Origin of the sequence: Candidatus Poriferisodalis sp. (assembly GCF_965214215.1) — a bacterium.
GTDB lineage: Bacteria > Actinomycetota > Acidimicrobiia > Acidimicrobiales > Poriferisodalaceae > Poriferisodalis.
Genome location: NZ_CBDCBD010000003.1, coordinates 705,430 through 719,759, shown reverse-complemented (window position 1 = coordinate 719,759; position 14,330 = coordinate 705,430). Strand labels below are relative to the sequence as shown.

Below are 14,330 nucleotides of genomic sequence, written 5' to 3'. Positions count from 1 at the left end.
CGGACACAGATCGACGCGTCCGCCGGCCGCAAAAGCACGGAGGGTGCCCTATGACGTTCCCCGCACCGACCACGTCCACCGCCCTGCGGCGACCCGCGCGGCGGCGTTTGGCTGCTGTGACGGTCGCTGCTGTGATGCTCGCCGCGGCTTGCAGCAGCACAGACGACCCCGACGACAGCGCTCCCGCTGCGACGACGCCTCCGGCGACAACCGCGCCCGCCGCCACGCCGACAACGACCGAGGCACCGCCGACCACGACGGCTCCCCCGGACACAGCCCCCGCCACGACCGCAGCACCCGAAGATCTCTCCGGCGACGACGACGCCGAGGAACTCGCCGCAACCAGAGCAGCCGTCGTCGAACGCCGTGTCCTCGAAGAACTCGCCCGCGCATGGCCCGAACCCGCCGAAACCGTCGAGCCGTCCTACGACCGACGCTCCCCGAACGGACTTCTTCCCGACGGCGCCTACTTCGACCACGCAGCCATCAGAGCGCTGTTCCCCGCATGCCCGCCGCCCGACGACGACAACTGGCGAAGCACCTGGTATGGCCGCCTCCTTTTCACCGTTGAGGAGATGGCAGAGATCGTTGGCTACTGGGATCGAGCGTACGCGAACTGGGACACTGTCATCTCCACATACGGCGGAGATCCTGTCGGTACGGGCTGGCGCACCGATGAGCAGCTCGCCATGGTGTACACCGGCGGGCTGATCACCGCGGCGAACGTGAGCGACTATCTGTTCTATGAGACCACGAACGACACGTGGAGCATCGGGTATGACGATGTCGTCACCCCCGAGACGCTGAATTCGGAGATACCGCCGTCTTACGGGCCGTATCTGTGGGCGGACGGCACCTACACAATGAAGAGCCTCTACCTGCGGGCCGCCGCCGTCGGCTACATCGCCGACGAGTCACAGCCTGAGATCGCTGACCGACAGTGGGCGTTCGTGCTCGACACCGGCGTGCCCACCGACGGCCAGCCGAACCCCCAAGGCGTGTCCGTCGCTGACCTGCTCGCCGAGTGGATGATCTCCGTGTACAACCTGGAGCCGAACAAGCGCGGCGAACCGACGGCGTGGGCGATGCGCACCCTGCTCGACACCCGCGACCTGCGATGCGTCGTGCGGGCCATGCGTTCGGTGTGCGGCTTCGGCGGCTCGCCTGACGAGCTCGCGGCAATCATCGGAGAGCAAGCCGCTGACACGCTCAGCGGCGGGCACCGATTCGGAGCGCTCATGCGCAACCTCGTCTGCCCGCAGAACACCTGAGCAGCCGCTGCGGCAGCGAAAGGCGGCGCACCAGCCTTGCGCAGACAGGCAGACCACGGCGTACAGAACGCCGGCCACGCCGGCGGCTTGCGCACCGGCAAGCAGGCGGGCTCGACCCTGCCGTCCGCGACGCCGAGGTTTGCATGACCGACGCATGGCCGGTCGTCATCGTCGATCGCTATGAGTCTCTCTCAGACATCTGCACGCCGATGCCGGCTCGCCGCGTCAGCGATCACACTGACGCTCGCGGCGGTCGTGCCGCCGGTCATCGGGGCAGCCCCCGCAGCGGCATCGCACAAGACATGCGTCTTCGACGACATCACATTCAAGACAACGTGCTTTCCCGGATGGCACCCGAAACCGAAGCCGCCGCCGCCGGCTGACCGGGAGCGGTCGCCGGATTCTGTCGATCAGCCGCCGAGCGGGGCGGGGCCGCACTGTGAGCCAGCCCGGGCTCAGCGAAACCGGACCCGCCGTCGACCGCAGCAGCGACGTTCAGCAGACATAGATTCGGCCGTTCCATTCGGTTCGGGCGACCCCGGCGAGCGCATCTTCGATGAGCTCGGGATGGGGTCGGCAGCCGCGGTATGCCATGTCGGCGACAAGCCGCGCCGCGGGTTTGCCTGCTGCTGCCACTGCGATAGAGCACGGAGCCGACGAGCGCTCCACGATCAGTCTTCTGATCCGACAATTGCGGGTTTTGCAAGGCTTTTGCTGGTTCTTGCTGAAGTTAGTAGAGCTACTAAACCTCATAGCGGCACGTGCCGCCTCGGGCACCGCTAGGCCATAGAACTTGCAACGTGTGATCTGTAATGCAACATGCGGGCGTTCGTGCATTGTGCAGTCCACAGACGTAGACTGCGGACGTGAACGTTGAGGCTGTTCCTGAAGTGCCGCCCGCCAACCTGTTCACGCCTCGGTTCGGCTACTCCCCCCATCAGATTGTCGGCCGGGACGTCCTCCTCAACGAACTAGCGGCTGCGTTGCGGTCCCCCCGACGCAAGAAACACAGCACAACGCTGGTCATGGGGCCGCGAGGCGCAGGCAAGACCGTGATGCTCAACGCAGTCGAGGCGCAGGCTGCCGCGCTCGGCTACGCGATAGTCAGCGTGGACGCTGGGACCCCCGGTGTGCATGAGAGAATCGTGTCCAGGGTCGAACGAGTCGCGGACACGCTGCCTGCCTTGACGGCAACTGCGGAGGCCGACGAAGTACGCACCTCATCAGGTCTGCGTCTCGGCCCATTCCGTGCCGGCCGTGAGCGTCGATACGTCATGTCCCGCAAACCGGACGTCCGCGATGCCTTGGAGGACCTCGCCGACGCGATGGTTGCATCCGGCGGAGCGGGTGTGCTGATCACCATTGACGAGATGCATCGCGTGGACATCGACGAAATGATCCGGCTCGCCAACGATCTGCAGCATGTGTCCAGCAGAGACGAAGCGCCGGTGGTGTTCGTCGGAGCCAGCTTGCCCGACATCAAGAACGTCCTCAACGACGACCGGCTGTCGTTCTTCCGGCGATGCGCCGATGAGGATCTCGCCGGCCTCGACGCGGCCGACGCCTACGCCTTCATCAGCGGGACCGTCAAAGACGCCGGGGGCGACTACGACCAGGAGGCGTTGCGTCGCCTGACCGTCAATGTCGGGCCGCTCCCGTACGAAATGCAACTCCTCGGCGACTACGCATGGCGCTTTGCCGGTGCGCCGCTTCGACCTGTCGGCGACGAGGCAGTGGACATGGCGCTGCGCGCCACAGCGGACGAGATGCATCGCAAGGTCTACGCGCCGTTGTGGGAACGACTGACCGGCGACGAACGCAATGTGCTGATCGCCGTGACCGACAACGACGGTTCTGTGGCGCGTACCGACCTCGGACAGATCTTGCAAGGCGCCGTCCGCGATCCCGACCCGATCGTGCGCCGCCTCGTGCACAAAGCATGCCTTGAGGCCGACGAGTTCGACATCTTGACGCTCGGACCTGCGCTGAGCCTGAGCGCAGCCCGACACGAGACCCGTATCAGCACCTCCTACCACAGCGGACACAGCTATGTGGCGGCAGCCGCGGCAAGCCTGCCGAGATGCGGCAAACTGATGCCGCGCGCCAAAAGACGCTGTGTGCTGCGCAGAGGCCACCGCGGCGGTTGCAGATCGCAGATCAAGTAGGCCGACAACAGGCTGCGCTTGGGTGGCGTGTGGCGTCTCGAGCGGAGTTTGTTGGAACGGGCTGAGCGGCCGTTCGCATACTCGGCATCGATGATTGAGAGCGAGAATGGGAACGGCAGCGCTCGCGGCGACGACGGTCCGGCCGACGAAGCCGACGACCCGACCGGCGACACGGCAGGCAAGGGGGCTGGCGGCAGGTTCGGCTCACTGCCGGGGCTGGGTCTGTCAGACGCTCTCTTGTCGAACAACCGGTCAACACGACCGATCACTCGCAACCACCGGTGGAGTCCGCCGTAGTTCAAGCGTCGGGACCGCCGCAGCGTCCCTGAGAGCCTCATCCACCTGTACTCGCGCTGAGTCGACGATCGTCGGCGCGACATCGGCGGCATACCGGACGGCCACGACCAGTCCGGCTGCGGCCACGGCCATTGCGGCAGCCGCAAGGCAAAAGACAACCACCAGCTTCTTCACAGACAGACCCCTGCTCGGCGTGACCCCGAGAAGCTAGGGACAACGCTCACGGGAGGACAACAGCGATCCCGGCGTTCGTCTGGGCCTCCGGCCATCGACGAACTACTGTCAGCGGCTGCGTTGCGGGCCTTTCTCGTAGGCTCTGGCGGATGTCTGAGCCGACCATGGACGAGCGGCTGGAAGAGCTGGCCCGCCGCCGCGACGAGGCGCGCAACGCCGGCACCGAGCGAGCTGTCCAGCGCCAGCACGACAAGGGCAAGATGCTTGCCCGCGAGCGCATCGAGTACCTCTTCGACGAGGGCACGTTCCACGAGCTCGACATGCTCGCTCGCCACCGGGCCCACGACGTCGGCCTCGACGAGCGTCCCTACACCGACGGCATCATCACCGGCTGGGGCAATATCGACGGTCGCAAGGTCTTCGTGGCCAGCCAGGACTTCACTGTCTTCGGCGGCGCCCTCGGCGAGGTGTTCGCCGAGAAGACTCACAAGGTCATGGATCTCGCGGAGTCGGTCGGCGCACCCATCATCGGTCTCAACGACGGCGCCGGCGCCCGCATCCAGGAAGGCGTGGTCTCCCTCGCGGGCTACGGCGGCATCTTCCGCCGCAACGTGCTGGCCTCGGGCGTCATCCCGCAGATCAGCGTCATCATGGGTCCGTGCGCCGGCGGCGCCGTCTACTCGCCCGCCATGACCGACTTCATCTTCATGGTGCGCGACTCCAGCCACATGTTCATCACGGGCCCCGACGTGGTGAAGACCGTCACCGGCGAGGACGTCACCCTCGAGGAGCTCGGCGGTGCCGGTTCGCACAGCACCAAGTCGGGCGTGGCCACGTTCGTGGCGGCCGACGAGAAAGCCGTCCTCGACGACGTGCGTTACCTGATGTCGTTCCTGCCGTCGAACAATCTCGACGCGCCCCCGGTCATCGAAGCCACCGACGAGTCAGACCGCTGGTGCCCATCGTTGCGCGACCTCATGCCCGAGAGCCCCAATGTTCCCTACGACATGAAGCAGGTGATCGGCGAGGTCGTCGACGACGGCGATTTCTTCGAGTACCACGCCGCCTGGGCGGGCTCGATCGTTTGCGGTTTCGCACGGCTCAACGGCCGCTCAGTGGGCATTGTGGGCAACCAGCCGATGGTGATGGCCGGCGTGCTCGACATCGAGTCGTCGGAGAAGGCGGCGCGTTTTGTGCGCTTCTGCGATGCCTTCAATATCCCGCTGCTGACGTTCGTGGACGTGCCCGGGTTCCTGCCCGGCGTCGACCAGGAGCACGGCGGCATCATCCGCCACGGCGCCAAGCTTTTGTACGCCTACTGCGAGGCGACCGTGCCGCGGGTGCAGGTCATCACCCGCAAGGCCTATGGCGGCGCGTATGTCGTCATGGACTCCAAGTCGGTGGGCTGCGATGTCAGCTTTGCCTGGCCCACGGCTGAGTTGGCGGTGATGGGTCCGCAGGGGGCGGTGGAGATCCTGAACCGGCGCGAGCTGCAGCAAGCCGCCGATCCCGAGGCCCGCAAGGCGGCGCTAGTCGACGAGTACAGCCGTAAGTATGCGAACCCCTACATCGCTGCCGAGCGCGGCATCGTCGATGCAGTCATCGACCCTGCCGAGACCCGCCAGAAGGTCATCGCCGCATTCGACGTGATCGGCACCAAGCGCGAAGAGCTGCCGCGCCGCAAGCACGGCAACGTGCCCCTGTGACCGGGTCACAGTTCGACCCAGCGGGCAACCGATGACTGCGCTTGTGATCAATCAATCGAGGATGGCCATCACTCCCGTCGCTACTGCGGAGGAAGCCGCGGCCATTGTCGCTGCGCTGGAGCTGCTGTGGCCTCGCCCCGCTCCTTCAGCCCCGCACGCGGGCCCACCCACCAAGTGGCGTTTCAGCAGCCGCCCTTGGCAAGCCCCCACGTCCTGGCCCGCCGTCCGCTACCGCTAACCGTGACAGCCGGCCTGACTCCCGCGCCATCGATGCCGCTCGACGGCTTGCGGGTTGTGGACCTGTCTTCAGTGTTCGCCGGGCCGCACTGCGCCCGCTACCTGGCCGATTTCGGGGCCGATGTCATCAAGGTGGAACGGCCCGGCGGCGACACTGTCCGCAACATGGGCTGGCGCGACGCCCACGGCGAGACGCTGTGGTGGCGCCTCGTCAACCGCAACAAGCGCTGCGTGACGCTCGATTTGAAGGCCGCTGACGACCTGGTGCTTCTGCGACGCCTGTTGTGGGCCGCCGATGTGCTGGTGGAGAACTTCCGGCCCGGCAAGCTCGAAGCCCTCGGCCTGGTGCCCGATGAGCTGATCGAAGCCAACCCGAAGCTGGTGATCGTCCGGCTGACTGGCTTCGGCCAGGACGGCCCGTACCGCGACCGCCCCGGTTTCGCCACCCTCGCTGAGGCGATGAGCGGCTTCGCATCCATGAATGGCGAGGCCGACGGCGCACCGCTGCTGCCGCCGGTGGCGCTCACCGACGAGATCGCGGGGCTGGCCGGCGCATTCGCCACGATGGTGGCGCTTCGCAGCGGTGTCGGCCAAGTGGTCGACGTCAACTTGCTCGAGTCGATGTCACAGGCGATGGGCCCGCTGATGACTGCCTGGCACACCGAGGGCTACCTGCAACCCCGGCTGGGCTCCGGCATCCCCTACAGCGTCCCCCGAGGCACCTACCAGGCGTCCGACGGCGGCTGGCTGGCCGTCAGCACCTCTTCAGACTCGGTCGCCGCGCGTGTCATGGCAATGATCGGCATCGGCGACGACGAACGATTCACAACGTTCGAGGGCCGCATGGCTCACCGCGCCGAGCTCGACGCGGCGATGGCGGAGTGGGTATCGCAACGAACCCTCGCCGAAGCCGTCGCTGCCTTCGACAATGCCCAAGCCGCGGCAGCACCAGTCCTCAACATGGAACAGCTCGCCGACGACCCCCACGCAAGAGCCCGCGACGTCTTCGTCGAGGTAGACGGCCTCAGACAGCAGAATGTGATCGCCCGCCTCAGCGCCACCCCCGGCCAAGTCCGCTGGACCGGCCGAACCGAAGGCACCGACAACGACTGCTTAGCCGACCTCACCGACGCCAACCCCTGGCCCAACCCCTGATTCACCCTGAGCAGCTGAGCCAAGGGGCCAAGCGCCTGAATTGACGAGGAGTCCCTGAGGCGCAGATACGTCGAGCATCCGAGCATCCGAATAAACCAGGGGTGCCGCTCACCCCGGCTCCGCTCCCGATCACCCCGGCCTCGACCCTGCGAGCTCAGCCATCGGACGCGATCGGCGCCACACCCTTTGCCTTCAGCAGCACCCACCGAACACCCTTCATCACCGGATACGTGACACGCGAGATCAGCGGCGAACGAAACGCCAGCCGGTTGAACTTGTTGAACATCCCACGGTCCTCCGCCAGCAGCGCCAGCACGTTCAGCGCATCGTGCCCGACGAAGAAGCGCTCACCGATCTTGACCACCATCCCGTCGTTGAGATCGTGCGGCAGCTCCCGGACTTCGGAGACGATCGGCCCGCCTTGACGGGCATCGACCAGCACGAATTCCCCGACTGACTGCTGCAGCTTCAAGTACTGGGCGTAGTTGTTGCACATCAGGCATTCGCCGTCGTACACGAGCCAGACGCGATCCGCCGCTGCAGGCTCCTGTGACCGCTGCCGGCGTTCGAGAGCACGGAACCCGATGCCCACGATCGGCAGCGACCGGACGGTGCCCGACAGCGAGAACCGTGCGGGGGTCAACGGCGACAGCAGCAAGAACAACCCCAGCATGACGATGTTCAAGGAGAACGAGATGTTCATGAGCCAGTCGCTCGTGATGTGGAACAGCATCAGCACGGCGCCGAACAGGCGATGCAGGTGGGGCCGGAACACCACCAGCAGCGCAAAGATCTCGATGTAGAGCGTCAGCCACCACATCGACTGCGCCAGCCAGTTGTGCTGTGCCACGAACGGCAGCAGGACCGGGATGTTGTCGGCTTCGAGCAGCGCCCGGTCCAGCAGGATCCTCGACATGGCATCGGGCGAGAAGACCTCGAGGCGGCTGTGCCAGATCTTCCAGAAGCCCGACAGCGTGTACGACAGCAAGATCAGTCCCTGTGCAAACCACAGGACCGTGAGGCACGACAGCACGTTCTTGCGGGCCATGCGGGGGCCGTCGTCGCGCCGGGGCAAGAACAGCAACGCGAAACCGACAAAGAGCATGACGTGCGAGCCGTGGTTGATCGAGCCGTAGGAATTGGCAAGCGACACGTGCAACAGCAGGTACGCACAGCTGCCCAGCCGCCACAGCCAGATTCTCGGGAAGCTCGCTGCAGCGATGGCGAATACCAGCCCGACCACCGTCACGACATGGTCGCGGGCGAACCACCCCCCTCCGGTCAGCCACTGCACGGCATCGATTGGCCACAGCGGCGCCGTGGGCGGCCGCCCCATGTAGGCCCGAGCGAACTGCAGCCGTGAAGTGCCGATGTTGAAGGCAAGAAACAGGTAGTAGAAGCGACTCAGCATGACCACATCGGTCGCCGCTTTGGTCAGCTCGGCCGGGGTACGGCGTTCGGCCTCGCCGGCCTGCTCTGCCTGCAACACAGACCTGCGGAACCAGCGCATAGACCTCTTCGTGCGCACGGCCGCCTACCCCGCGTCCGTGGACGGCCCTATGCGGCCGGTCTCGGTATTCCACTGGCCGATGACGCTGACCGGCCGGTAGAAGTCGGTCCTGAGCGCGATGCCGTCCGCGAGATCATCAACCCTGTCCCGAACATCGCGAAGGTCGACTTCGGCTTCGACGATGCTGAAGTCGATGCTGTGATCGCCGAGCGCTTGGCGGACGATCGGGACCAGCACGTCGGCAACCGTCTCGTCGCAGGGGTCGCCCCGGCGGCACGCCCAGGCGATGCTGCTCATCACCTTCCAGTCGCGAATGTCGGTGCTCGGGATCAGGTAGAAGTCGCCGTCGGCCGGCTCGCCGTCAATCGCATCGATGGCCAGGCCGAACTCGGTCGTCTGCCAGTCGGGAATGTTCGCGAAGAGCTTCCATTTGAAGAACGGGAAGACCTCGGTGTGCTCGGACTCGAGCACCCCGTTGAGCGGGATCATCACCAGGTACAAGACGAAGAACGCCGGAACGAGCAGCTTGGCAAGCCGGAAACGGTTCTTCAGCAATGGATTCACACCTTCGAACCCTGCGATCCGGCGACGCGCTCAGCTCGGATGCGAGTGAGGATACGGTCAGCCCGATCGGGCGCGGGCCCGCTCGGCCAAGCCGGCGATGTCGGCCATGATCGCTGACAGCTCGAAGTCTTTCGGCGTGTAGACGGCGGCCACCCCGGAGTCACGGAGCGCCTGATGATCCGCCGCCGGGATGATGCCGCCCACGACCACCGGAGCGCTCACGCCCTCAGCGTCGAGGCACGCCAGCACCTCTGGCACGAGTTCGAGGTGGCTGCCCGACAGGATCGACAGGCCGATCACGTCCACGTCCTCGTCGCGCGCTGTCGCAGCAATGTGGCCCGGAGTCAGCCGAATGCCCTCGTACACGACTTCCATGCCGGCGTCGCGTGCTGCGACCGCTACTTGCTCGGCCCCATTGGAATGGCCATCCAAGCCGGGCTTGGCCACCAGCACCCGAGGCGGCCCTCCCGCCATCGCTGCGCATCGCTGGGCCACCGTCGCCAGCGCCGAACCCCTCGAGGTGCCACCCGCAGCCGCGCCGCCCAAACCGGTCGGCGCACGGAATTCGCCGAACACCTCGCGCAGGGCTTGTGCCCACTCGCCAGTGGTCACCCCGGCATGGGCCGCCTCGATGCTCGGCCCCATGATGTTCACGTCGCCTGATGCGGCCACCCGCAGGTCGTCCAGCGCCGCGACGACCCGGTTCGAGTTCCGGGCGCTGCGCCAGCGTTCGAGGTCGGCCACCAGCTCGGCTTCCACCGCGGGATCCACCCGCAGGATCGACTCGTCGCCCTCCAGCGGCGACGGCGCCGTCTCGGTGAAGTCGTTCACCCCCACCACGGTCAGCTCGCCGCTCTCGATCTGGCGCACCCGTTCGGTGTGACTCGCCACCAGCCGCCGCTTCAGCTCGGTGATCGCCGCAAAGGCGCCGCCCATATCGAGCACCTCGGTCAGCTCAGCCTGCGCCGACTCCACCAGCTCAGCCGTCAAGCCCTCTACCACCACCGAGCCGTCGAAGATGTCGCCGTACTCCAGCAGGTCGGTCTCATGGGCCAGCACCTGCTGGATTCGCAGCGACCACTGCTGGTCCCAGGGGCGTGGCAGCCCCAGCGCTTCATTCCATGCAGGCAACTGCAGCGAGCGGGTCCGGGCTCGCTGCGACAGCGTGACGCCGAGGGCTTCGAGCGTGATCCGGGCCACGTTGTTCTCCGGCTGTGCCTCGGTGAGCCCAAGCGAGTTCACCTGCACGCCGTAGCGGAACCGTCGCATCTTGGGGTCGGCCACCCCGTAGCGATCGGCACAGATCTGGTCCCACATCTGGGTGAAGGCCCGCACCTTGCAGACCTCTTCGATGAAGCGGATGCCCCCGTTCACGAAGAACGAGATGCTGCCCACGGTGGCGTCGAACCGGTCCGGGGGCACCTTGCCGCTGTCACGCACCGCGTCCAGCACGTCGATGGCGGTCGCGAGCGCGTAGGCGAGCTCCTGGGTGGGTGTGGCCCCGGCCTCTTGCAGGTGGTAGCTGCACACGTTGATCGGGTTCCACTGCGGCACGTGCTGCGAGCAGTACGCCACCACGTCGGTCGTCAGCCGCCTGCTGGCGTCGGGGCCGAAGATGTACGTGCCCCGGCTCAGGTACTCCTTCACGATGTCGTTCTGGGTGGTGCCCCGCAGCGCCGCCGAAGCGACACCGGCGTTCTGCGCGTTGGCGATGTACAGGCTGAGCAGCCACGGCGCGGTGGCGTTGATGGTCATGGAGGTGTTCATGGCATCGGGCGGGATGCCGTCCATGAGCTGAGCCATGTGGCCCAGGTGGGTGACGGGGACGCCCACCTTGCCCACCTCGCCGCGCGCCATCGGGTGGTCGGGGTCGTAGCCGGTCTGCGTCGGCAGGTCGAACGCCACCGACAGCCCGGTCTGGCCCTTGGCCAGCATCGAGCGGTACAGCTCGTTGGACGCCCGGGCTGTGGAATGCCCCGAGTACGTGCGCATCAGCCACGGCCGCGAGCCCCGTGGCGATTCGGTGCCAGTCACAGCCCTGAACGCTAGGCCCTCGCCATTCCGCCTAGCTGTCGAGCATGCGGAAGACCATCGGGCGCAGCCAGATTTCCGGCAGCGGCCGGGTGATGGCTTCAGCCAGCAACTCCAAGTACGCCGCGCGTTCGACCTCCACGGCGCCCAGCCCAGCCAGGTGCGGCGTGGACCATTGCACGTCGAGCAGTGCGCCCCCCGTGACCTTCATCGCATCCACCAGGGCCACCAGCGCGACCTTGGAGGCGTCGCTCTCGGTGTGGAACATCGACTCACCGGCAAAGAGCGCGCCGACGGCCACGCCGTACAGGCCGCCCACCAGTTCGTCGTCGAGCCAGGTTTCCACGCTGTGGGCCCACCCCAGCTCGTGCAGCTGGAGGTAAGCGGCGTGCATGTCGTCACTGATCCAGCCGTGCGGGCGGGCGGGATCGGCGCATGATTCCAGCACCTGTTCGAAGGCGGTGTCGATGCGGATGTCGAAGCGCTTGCAGGCTCGCCGCAACGAACGGCTGACCCGCAGGTAGCTGAGCGGCAGGATGCCGCGCGGGTCGGGTGACCACCAGCCGACGGTGTCGCCCAGCGGCATGGGGAACAGTCCTGCCCGATAGGCACCGAGCAGCGTGCCCGCTTCGAGGTCTGCCCCAGCCCCGACCAGGCCGTTCTCATCCGCGGTGGACGCCGGGGGGAACGACCATCCCGACGCGTCTGGCTCCGTCGGGCCGTCTTCAGACTGGCGCTGCATCGGAGCGAGCCTACGCCTGATCGGTTCGCTGCGCCCGGCCGGCCAGCGTGTCTGCGCTAGCTGCGCGCATCGGTGTACGCGTCGATCTGAGCCTCGGTGGCCTCGCTGATTGTCACGCTGCGCACCACTACTTCGTCGAGCGGCTCGTCGCCGGCACCGGTCGCCACGCCTTCGATCTCCATCACGACGTCCAAGCCCTCGACGACATGGCCGAGCGGTGAGTACAGCGGCGGCAGCCCTGCGCCGTCGTCGCCGGTGATGATGAAGAACTGCGAGCCGTTGGTGGCGGGATTGCCCCGATTGGCCATCGCCACCGATCCGATCCGGTACCAGTCGTCGGCTGGCGGGAAATCGCCCGTGAACTGGTAGCCGGGACCGCCCCTGCCGTACTGCAGTTGCACGTCGCCGCCCTGCACGACGAAGTTGGCGATGATCCGGTGGAACAGGGTCCCGTCGTAGGCGCCCCAGCGGCCGAGCACCACGAAGTTGTTGACGCTGAGGCGATCCAGCGACGGGTCGAGCACCATCGTGAAGGCACCCATGTTGGTGTCGAAGCTCGCGGCGTACCGCGTCTCGACGTCGATGCACAGCGGGGGAGGTTCGTCAAACTGGTTGAGCGGGCCATCGCTGCCGTCTTCGGCGGGGCAACTCGCCGGATCCGCCGCCGCGGGGGCTGCGGTGGTCGTAGCGGCCACGGCTTCAGTGGCATCCGGCGCTTCATCGGTGGCCTCGTCGCTCGTTGCGCCGGTTGTATCGCCGGTCGGCTCGTTGGTCTCGAACGTCGTGACAGCGGGTGCCTCAGCCTCGGCGTCGGTCGCAACGGCGTCGGTCGCAACATCGTCGCTCTCGTCGTCACCGCCTGAAAACGTGCTCCACAGCCACAGCCCCACCAACACGGCGACCACGGCGAGCACGACGCGCAGCACTTTGCGCCCCACGGTGGAGCGTTTCTTGGCGCGCTCGGCCTCGGCCACCGCCCGCATGCGGTTCTCTCGCTGGCGTTGTCTCTTCTCGCTGCTCATAAAGACCCCTGACCAGTACCGGCGGTCACACTACCGACGCCCCAGCACGCCCGGCGCGGCACCCCAGCACCCCCTCGGACACCTGCTTGTTACCCTCGCCCGACGTGCCGCTCGTCGTGCAGAAGTTCGGTGGAACGTCGGTCGCCAGCGCGACGCGCATGCGCGAGGTTGCCGATCATGTGAAGCACTGCCGCAGCCGCGGTGACGAGATCGTCCTCGTGGTGAGCGCCATGGGCTCCGAAACCGACGAGCTCATCGCGCTGGCCACGCAGACCTCCGACGAGCCGTCGGGCCGCGAGATGGACATGCTGATCACGGCGGGCGAGCGCAAGGCGATCGCGTTGTTGTGCATGGCACTGCACGAAGCCGGTGTCCCGGCCGACTCGTTCACCGGCAGCCAGGCGGGCTTTCTCACCGACACCAACCATCGCAACGCCAAGATCCTGTCGGTCGCGCCCAAGCGGGTGACCGAGTCGCTCGAAGCCGGACGCGTCGCCGTCGTCGCGGGGGCGCAGGGCGTGTCCACCGACAACGATGTGACGTTCCTGGGCCGCGGCGGCTCGGACACGACCGCGGTGGCGCTGGCACACGGTCTCGGCGCTGACGCCTGCGAGCTCTACACCGACGTGTCGGGGGTGTTCACGACTGATCCAAGGGTGTGCCCCAACGCCCGCAAGATTGCTCGGATCGGGTTCGACGAGCTGCTCGAGATGACTGCGATGGGCTGCCCCAAGCCGGCTGCCCGATCGGTCGAGGTTGCCCGCACGTATGGCGTTCCCCTGCACGTGCGCTCGGCATTTACGTGGGAACCGGGAACATGGGTCGTCGATTCGGAGTCAGGCATGGACGCGAGAGAAATGGAAAAGCCGATCGTGACCGGCATCGTGCCGGACACATCGCAAGCCAAGGTGACACTGGTCGGCGTGCGTGACGAGCCGGGCATCGCTGCCAAGGTGTTCCGCACCCTCGCCGATGCGGCAGTCATTGTCGACATGATCGTGCAGAACGTGGGCGATCACGACCGTACGGACATCTCGTTCACCGTGCCCGCAGAGAGCGCCGATGAGGTGCGAGCCATTTGCGAGGACATGGTCGACACGGTGGGCTTTTCATCGACGAACACCGATGCCGGCATCGCCCGGGTGTCGCTCGTGGGCGCGGGCATGGCCAGCCATCCCGGCGTGGCCGCCACCATGTTCGAGACGCTGGCCGCCCAGCACATCAACATCGAGATGATCTCCACCTCGCCGATCCGCATCTCCTGCGTAGTAGCCGAAGCCGACGTAGACCGAGCCACGGTCGCCCTCCACACAGCCTTCGGCCTGGACTGACCAGGCGAATCAGACCCGGCCTGGACTGACCAGGCGAATCAGGCACGGCCTGAATTGACCAGGCGAATCAGGCACGGCCTGGACTGACCTGCAAGAAAATCACAGGAATCTGCTGAACGGGCCTC

The 14,330-nt window shown here is 66.6% G+C and carries 12 protein-coding genes; 7 read left to right on the top strand and 5 right to left on the bottom strand.

The features are described 5' to 3' along the window. Nucleotides 1–50 precede the first annotated feature (50 nt). The 6 genes from ACOOF5_RS05710 (at nucleotide 51) to ACOOF5_RS05685 (ending at nucleotide 7,005) form a co-directional block, all read left to right on the top strand. Nucleotides 51–1,271, top strand: coding sequence for a hypothetical protein (locus ACOOF5_RS05710; RefSeq protein ID WP_420437486.1), 1,221 nt, complete (start codon nucleotides 51–53; stop codon nucleotides 1,269–1,271). A gap of 143 nt (nucleotides 1,272–1,414) precedes the next feature. After that, a complete protein-coding gene (locus tag ACOOF5_RS05705; RefSeq protein WP_420437484.1) occupies nucleotides 1,415–1,654 on the top strand; it encodes a hypothetical protein in 240 nt (79 codons plus the stop codon). Between the two features lie 483 nt (nucleotides 1,655–2,137). After that, nucleotides 2,138–3,436: an ATP-binding protein gene (locus ACOOF5_RS05700; RefSeq protein ID WP_420437482.1), complete on the top strand. Its 1,299-nt coding sequence runs from the start codon at nucleotides 2,138–2,140 to the stop codon at nucleotides 3,434–3,436. A gap of 90 nt (nucleotides 3,437–3,526) precedes the next feature. Beyond that, nucleotides 3,527–3,733 (top strand): hypothetical protein, encoded by a 207-nt coding sequence (locus tag ACOOF5_RS05695; RefSeq protein WP_420437480.1) that lies wholly within the window; start codon nucleotides 3,527–3,529, stop codon nucleotides 3,731–3,733. A gap of 323 nt (nucleotides 3,734–4,056) precedes the next feature. After that, nucleotides 4,057–5,613 carry an acyl-CoA carboxylase subunit beta gene (locus ACOOF5_RS05690; protein ID WP_420437478.1) on the top strand — a complete coding sequence of 519 codons (1,557 nt, stop codon included), beginning with the start codon at nucleotides 4,057–4,059 and terminating at the stop codon, nucleotides 5,611–5,613. 240 nt (nucleotides 5,614–5,853) lie between these two features. Next, on the top strand, nucleotides 5,854–7,005 hold the full coding sequence (locus ACOOF5_RS05685) for a CaiB/BaiF CoA transferase family protein (protein WP_420437476.1): 1,152 nt from the start codon (nucleotides 5,854–5,856) through the stop codon (nucleotides 7,003–7,005). Between the two features lie 154 nt (nucleotides 7,006–7,159). Here ACOOF5_RS05685 and ACOOF5_RS05680 read toward each other — a convergent pair whose 3' ends face one another. From ACOOF5_RS05680 to ACOOF5_RS05660, 5 genes are read right to left on the bottom strand one after another with little or no spacing between them, the layout of a single operon-like run. Continuing rightward, complete coding sequence (locus ACOOF5_RS05680) at nucleotides 7,160–8,491, bottom strand: hypothetical protein (protein ID WP_420437474.1); 1,332 nt, start codon at nucleotides 8,489–8,491, stop codon at nucleotides 7,160–7,162. A gap of 48 nt (nucleotides 8,492–8,539) precedes the next feature. After that, complete coding sequence (locus ACOOF5_RS05675; protein ID WP_420437472.1) at nucleotides 8,540–9,079, bottom strand: hypothetical protein; 540 nt, start codon at nucleotides 9,077–9,079, stop codon at nucleotides 8,540–8,542. A 57-nt stretch (nucleotides 9,080–9,136) separates the two neighbouring features. Further along, a complete protein-coding gene (locus ACOOF5_RS05670; protein WP_420437470.1) occupies nucleotides 9,137–11,113 on the bottom strand; it encodes a methylmalonyl-CoA mutase family protein in 1,977 nt (658 codons plus the stop codon). A 31-nt stretch (nucleotides 11,114–11,144) separates the two neighbouring features. Further along, nucleotides 11,145–11,852 carry a leucyl/phenylalanyl-tRNA--protein transferase gene (aat, locus tag ACOOF5_RS05665; RefSeq protein ID WP_420437468.1) on the bottom strand — a complete coding sequence of 236 codons (708 nt, stop codon included), beginning with the start codon at nucleotides 11,850–11,852 and terminating at the stop codon, nucleotides 11,145–11,147. A 56-nt stretch (nucleotides 11,853–11,908) separates the two neighbouring features. Further along, nucleotides 11,909–12,874, bottom strand: a complete 966-nt coding sequence (locus tag ACOOF5_RS05660; protein ID WP_420437466.1) for a peptidylprolyl isomerase — start codon at nucleotides 12,872–12,874, stop codon at nucleotides 11,909–11,911. Nucleotides 12,875–12,978: 104 nt separating this feature from the next. Here ACOOF5_RS05660 and ACOOF5_RS05655 point away from each other — a divergent pair, with 104 nt between their 5' ends. Next, nucleotides 12,979–14,205: an aspartate kinase gene (locus tag ACOOF5_RS05655; RefSeq protein WP_420437464.1), complete on the top strand. Its 1,227-nt coding sequence runs from the start codon at nucleotides 12,979–12,981 to the stop codon at nucleotides 14,203–14,205. Nucleotides 14,206–14,330 lie beyond the last annotated feature (125 nt).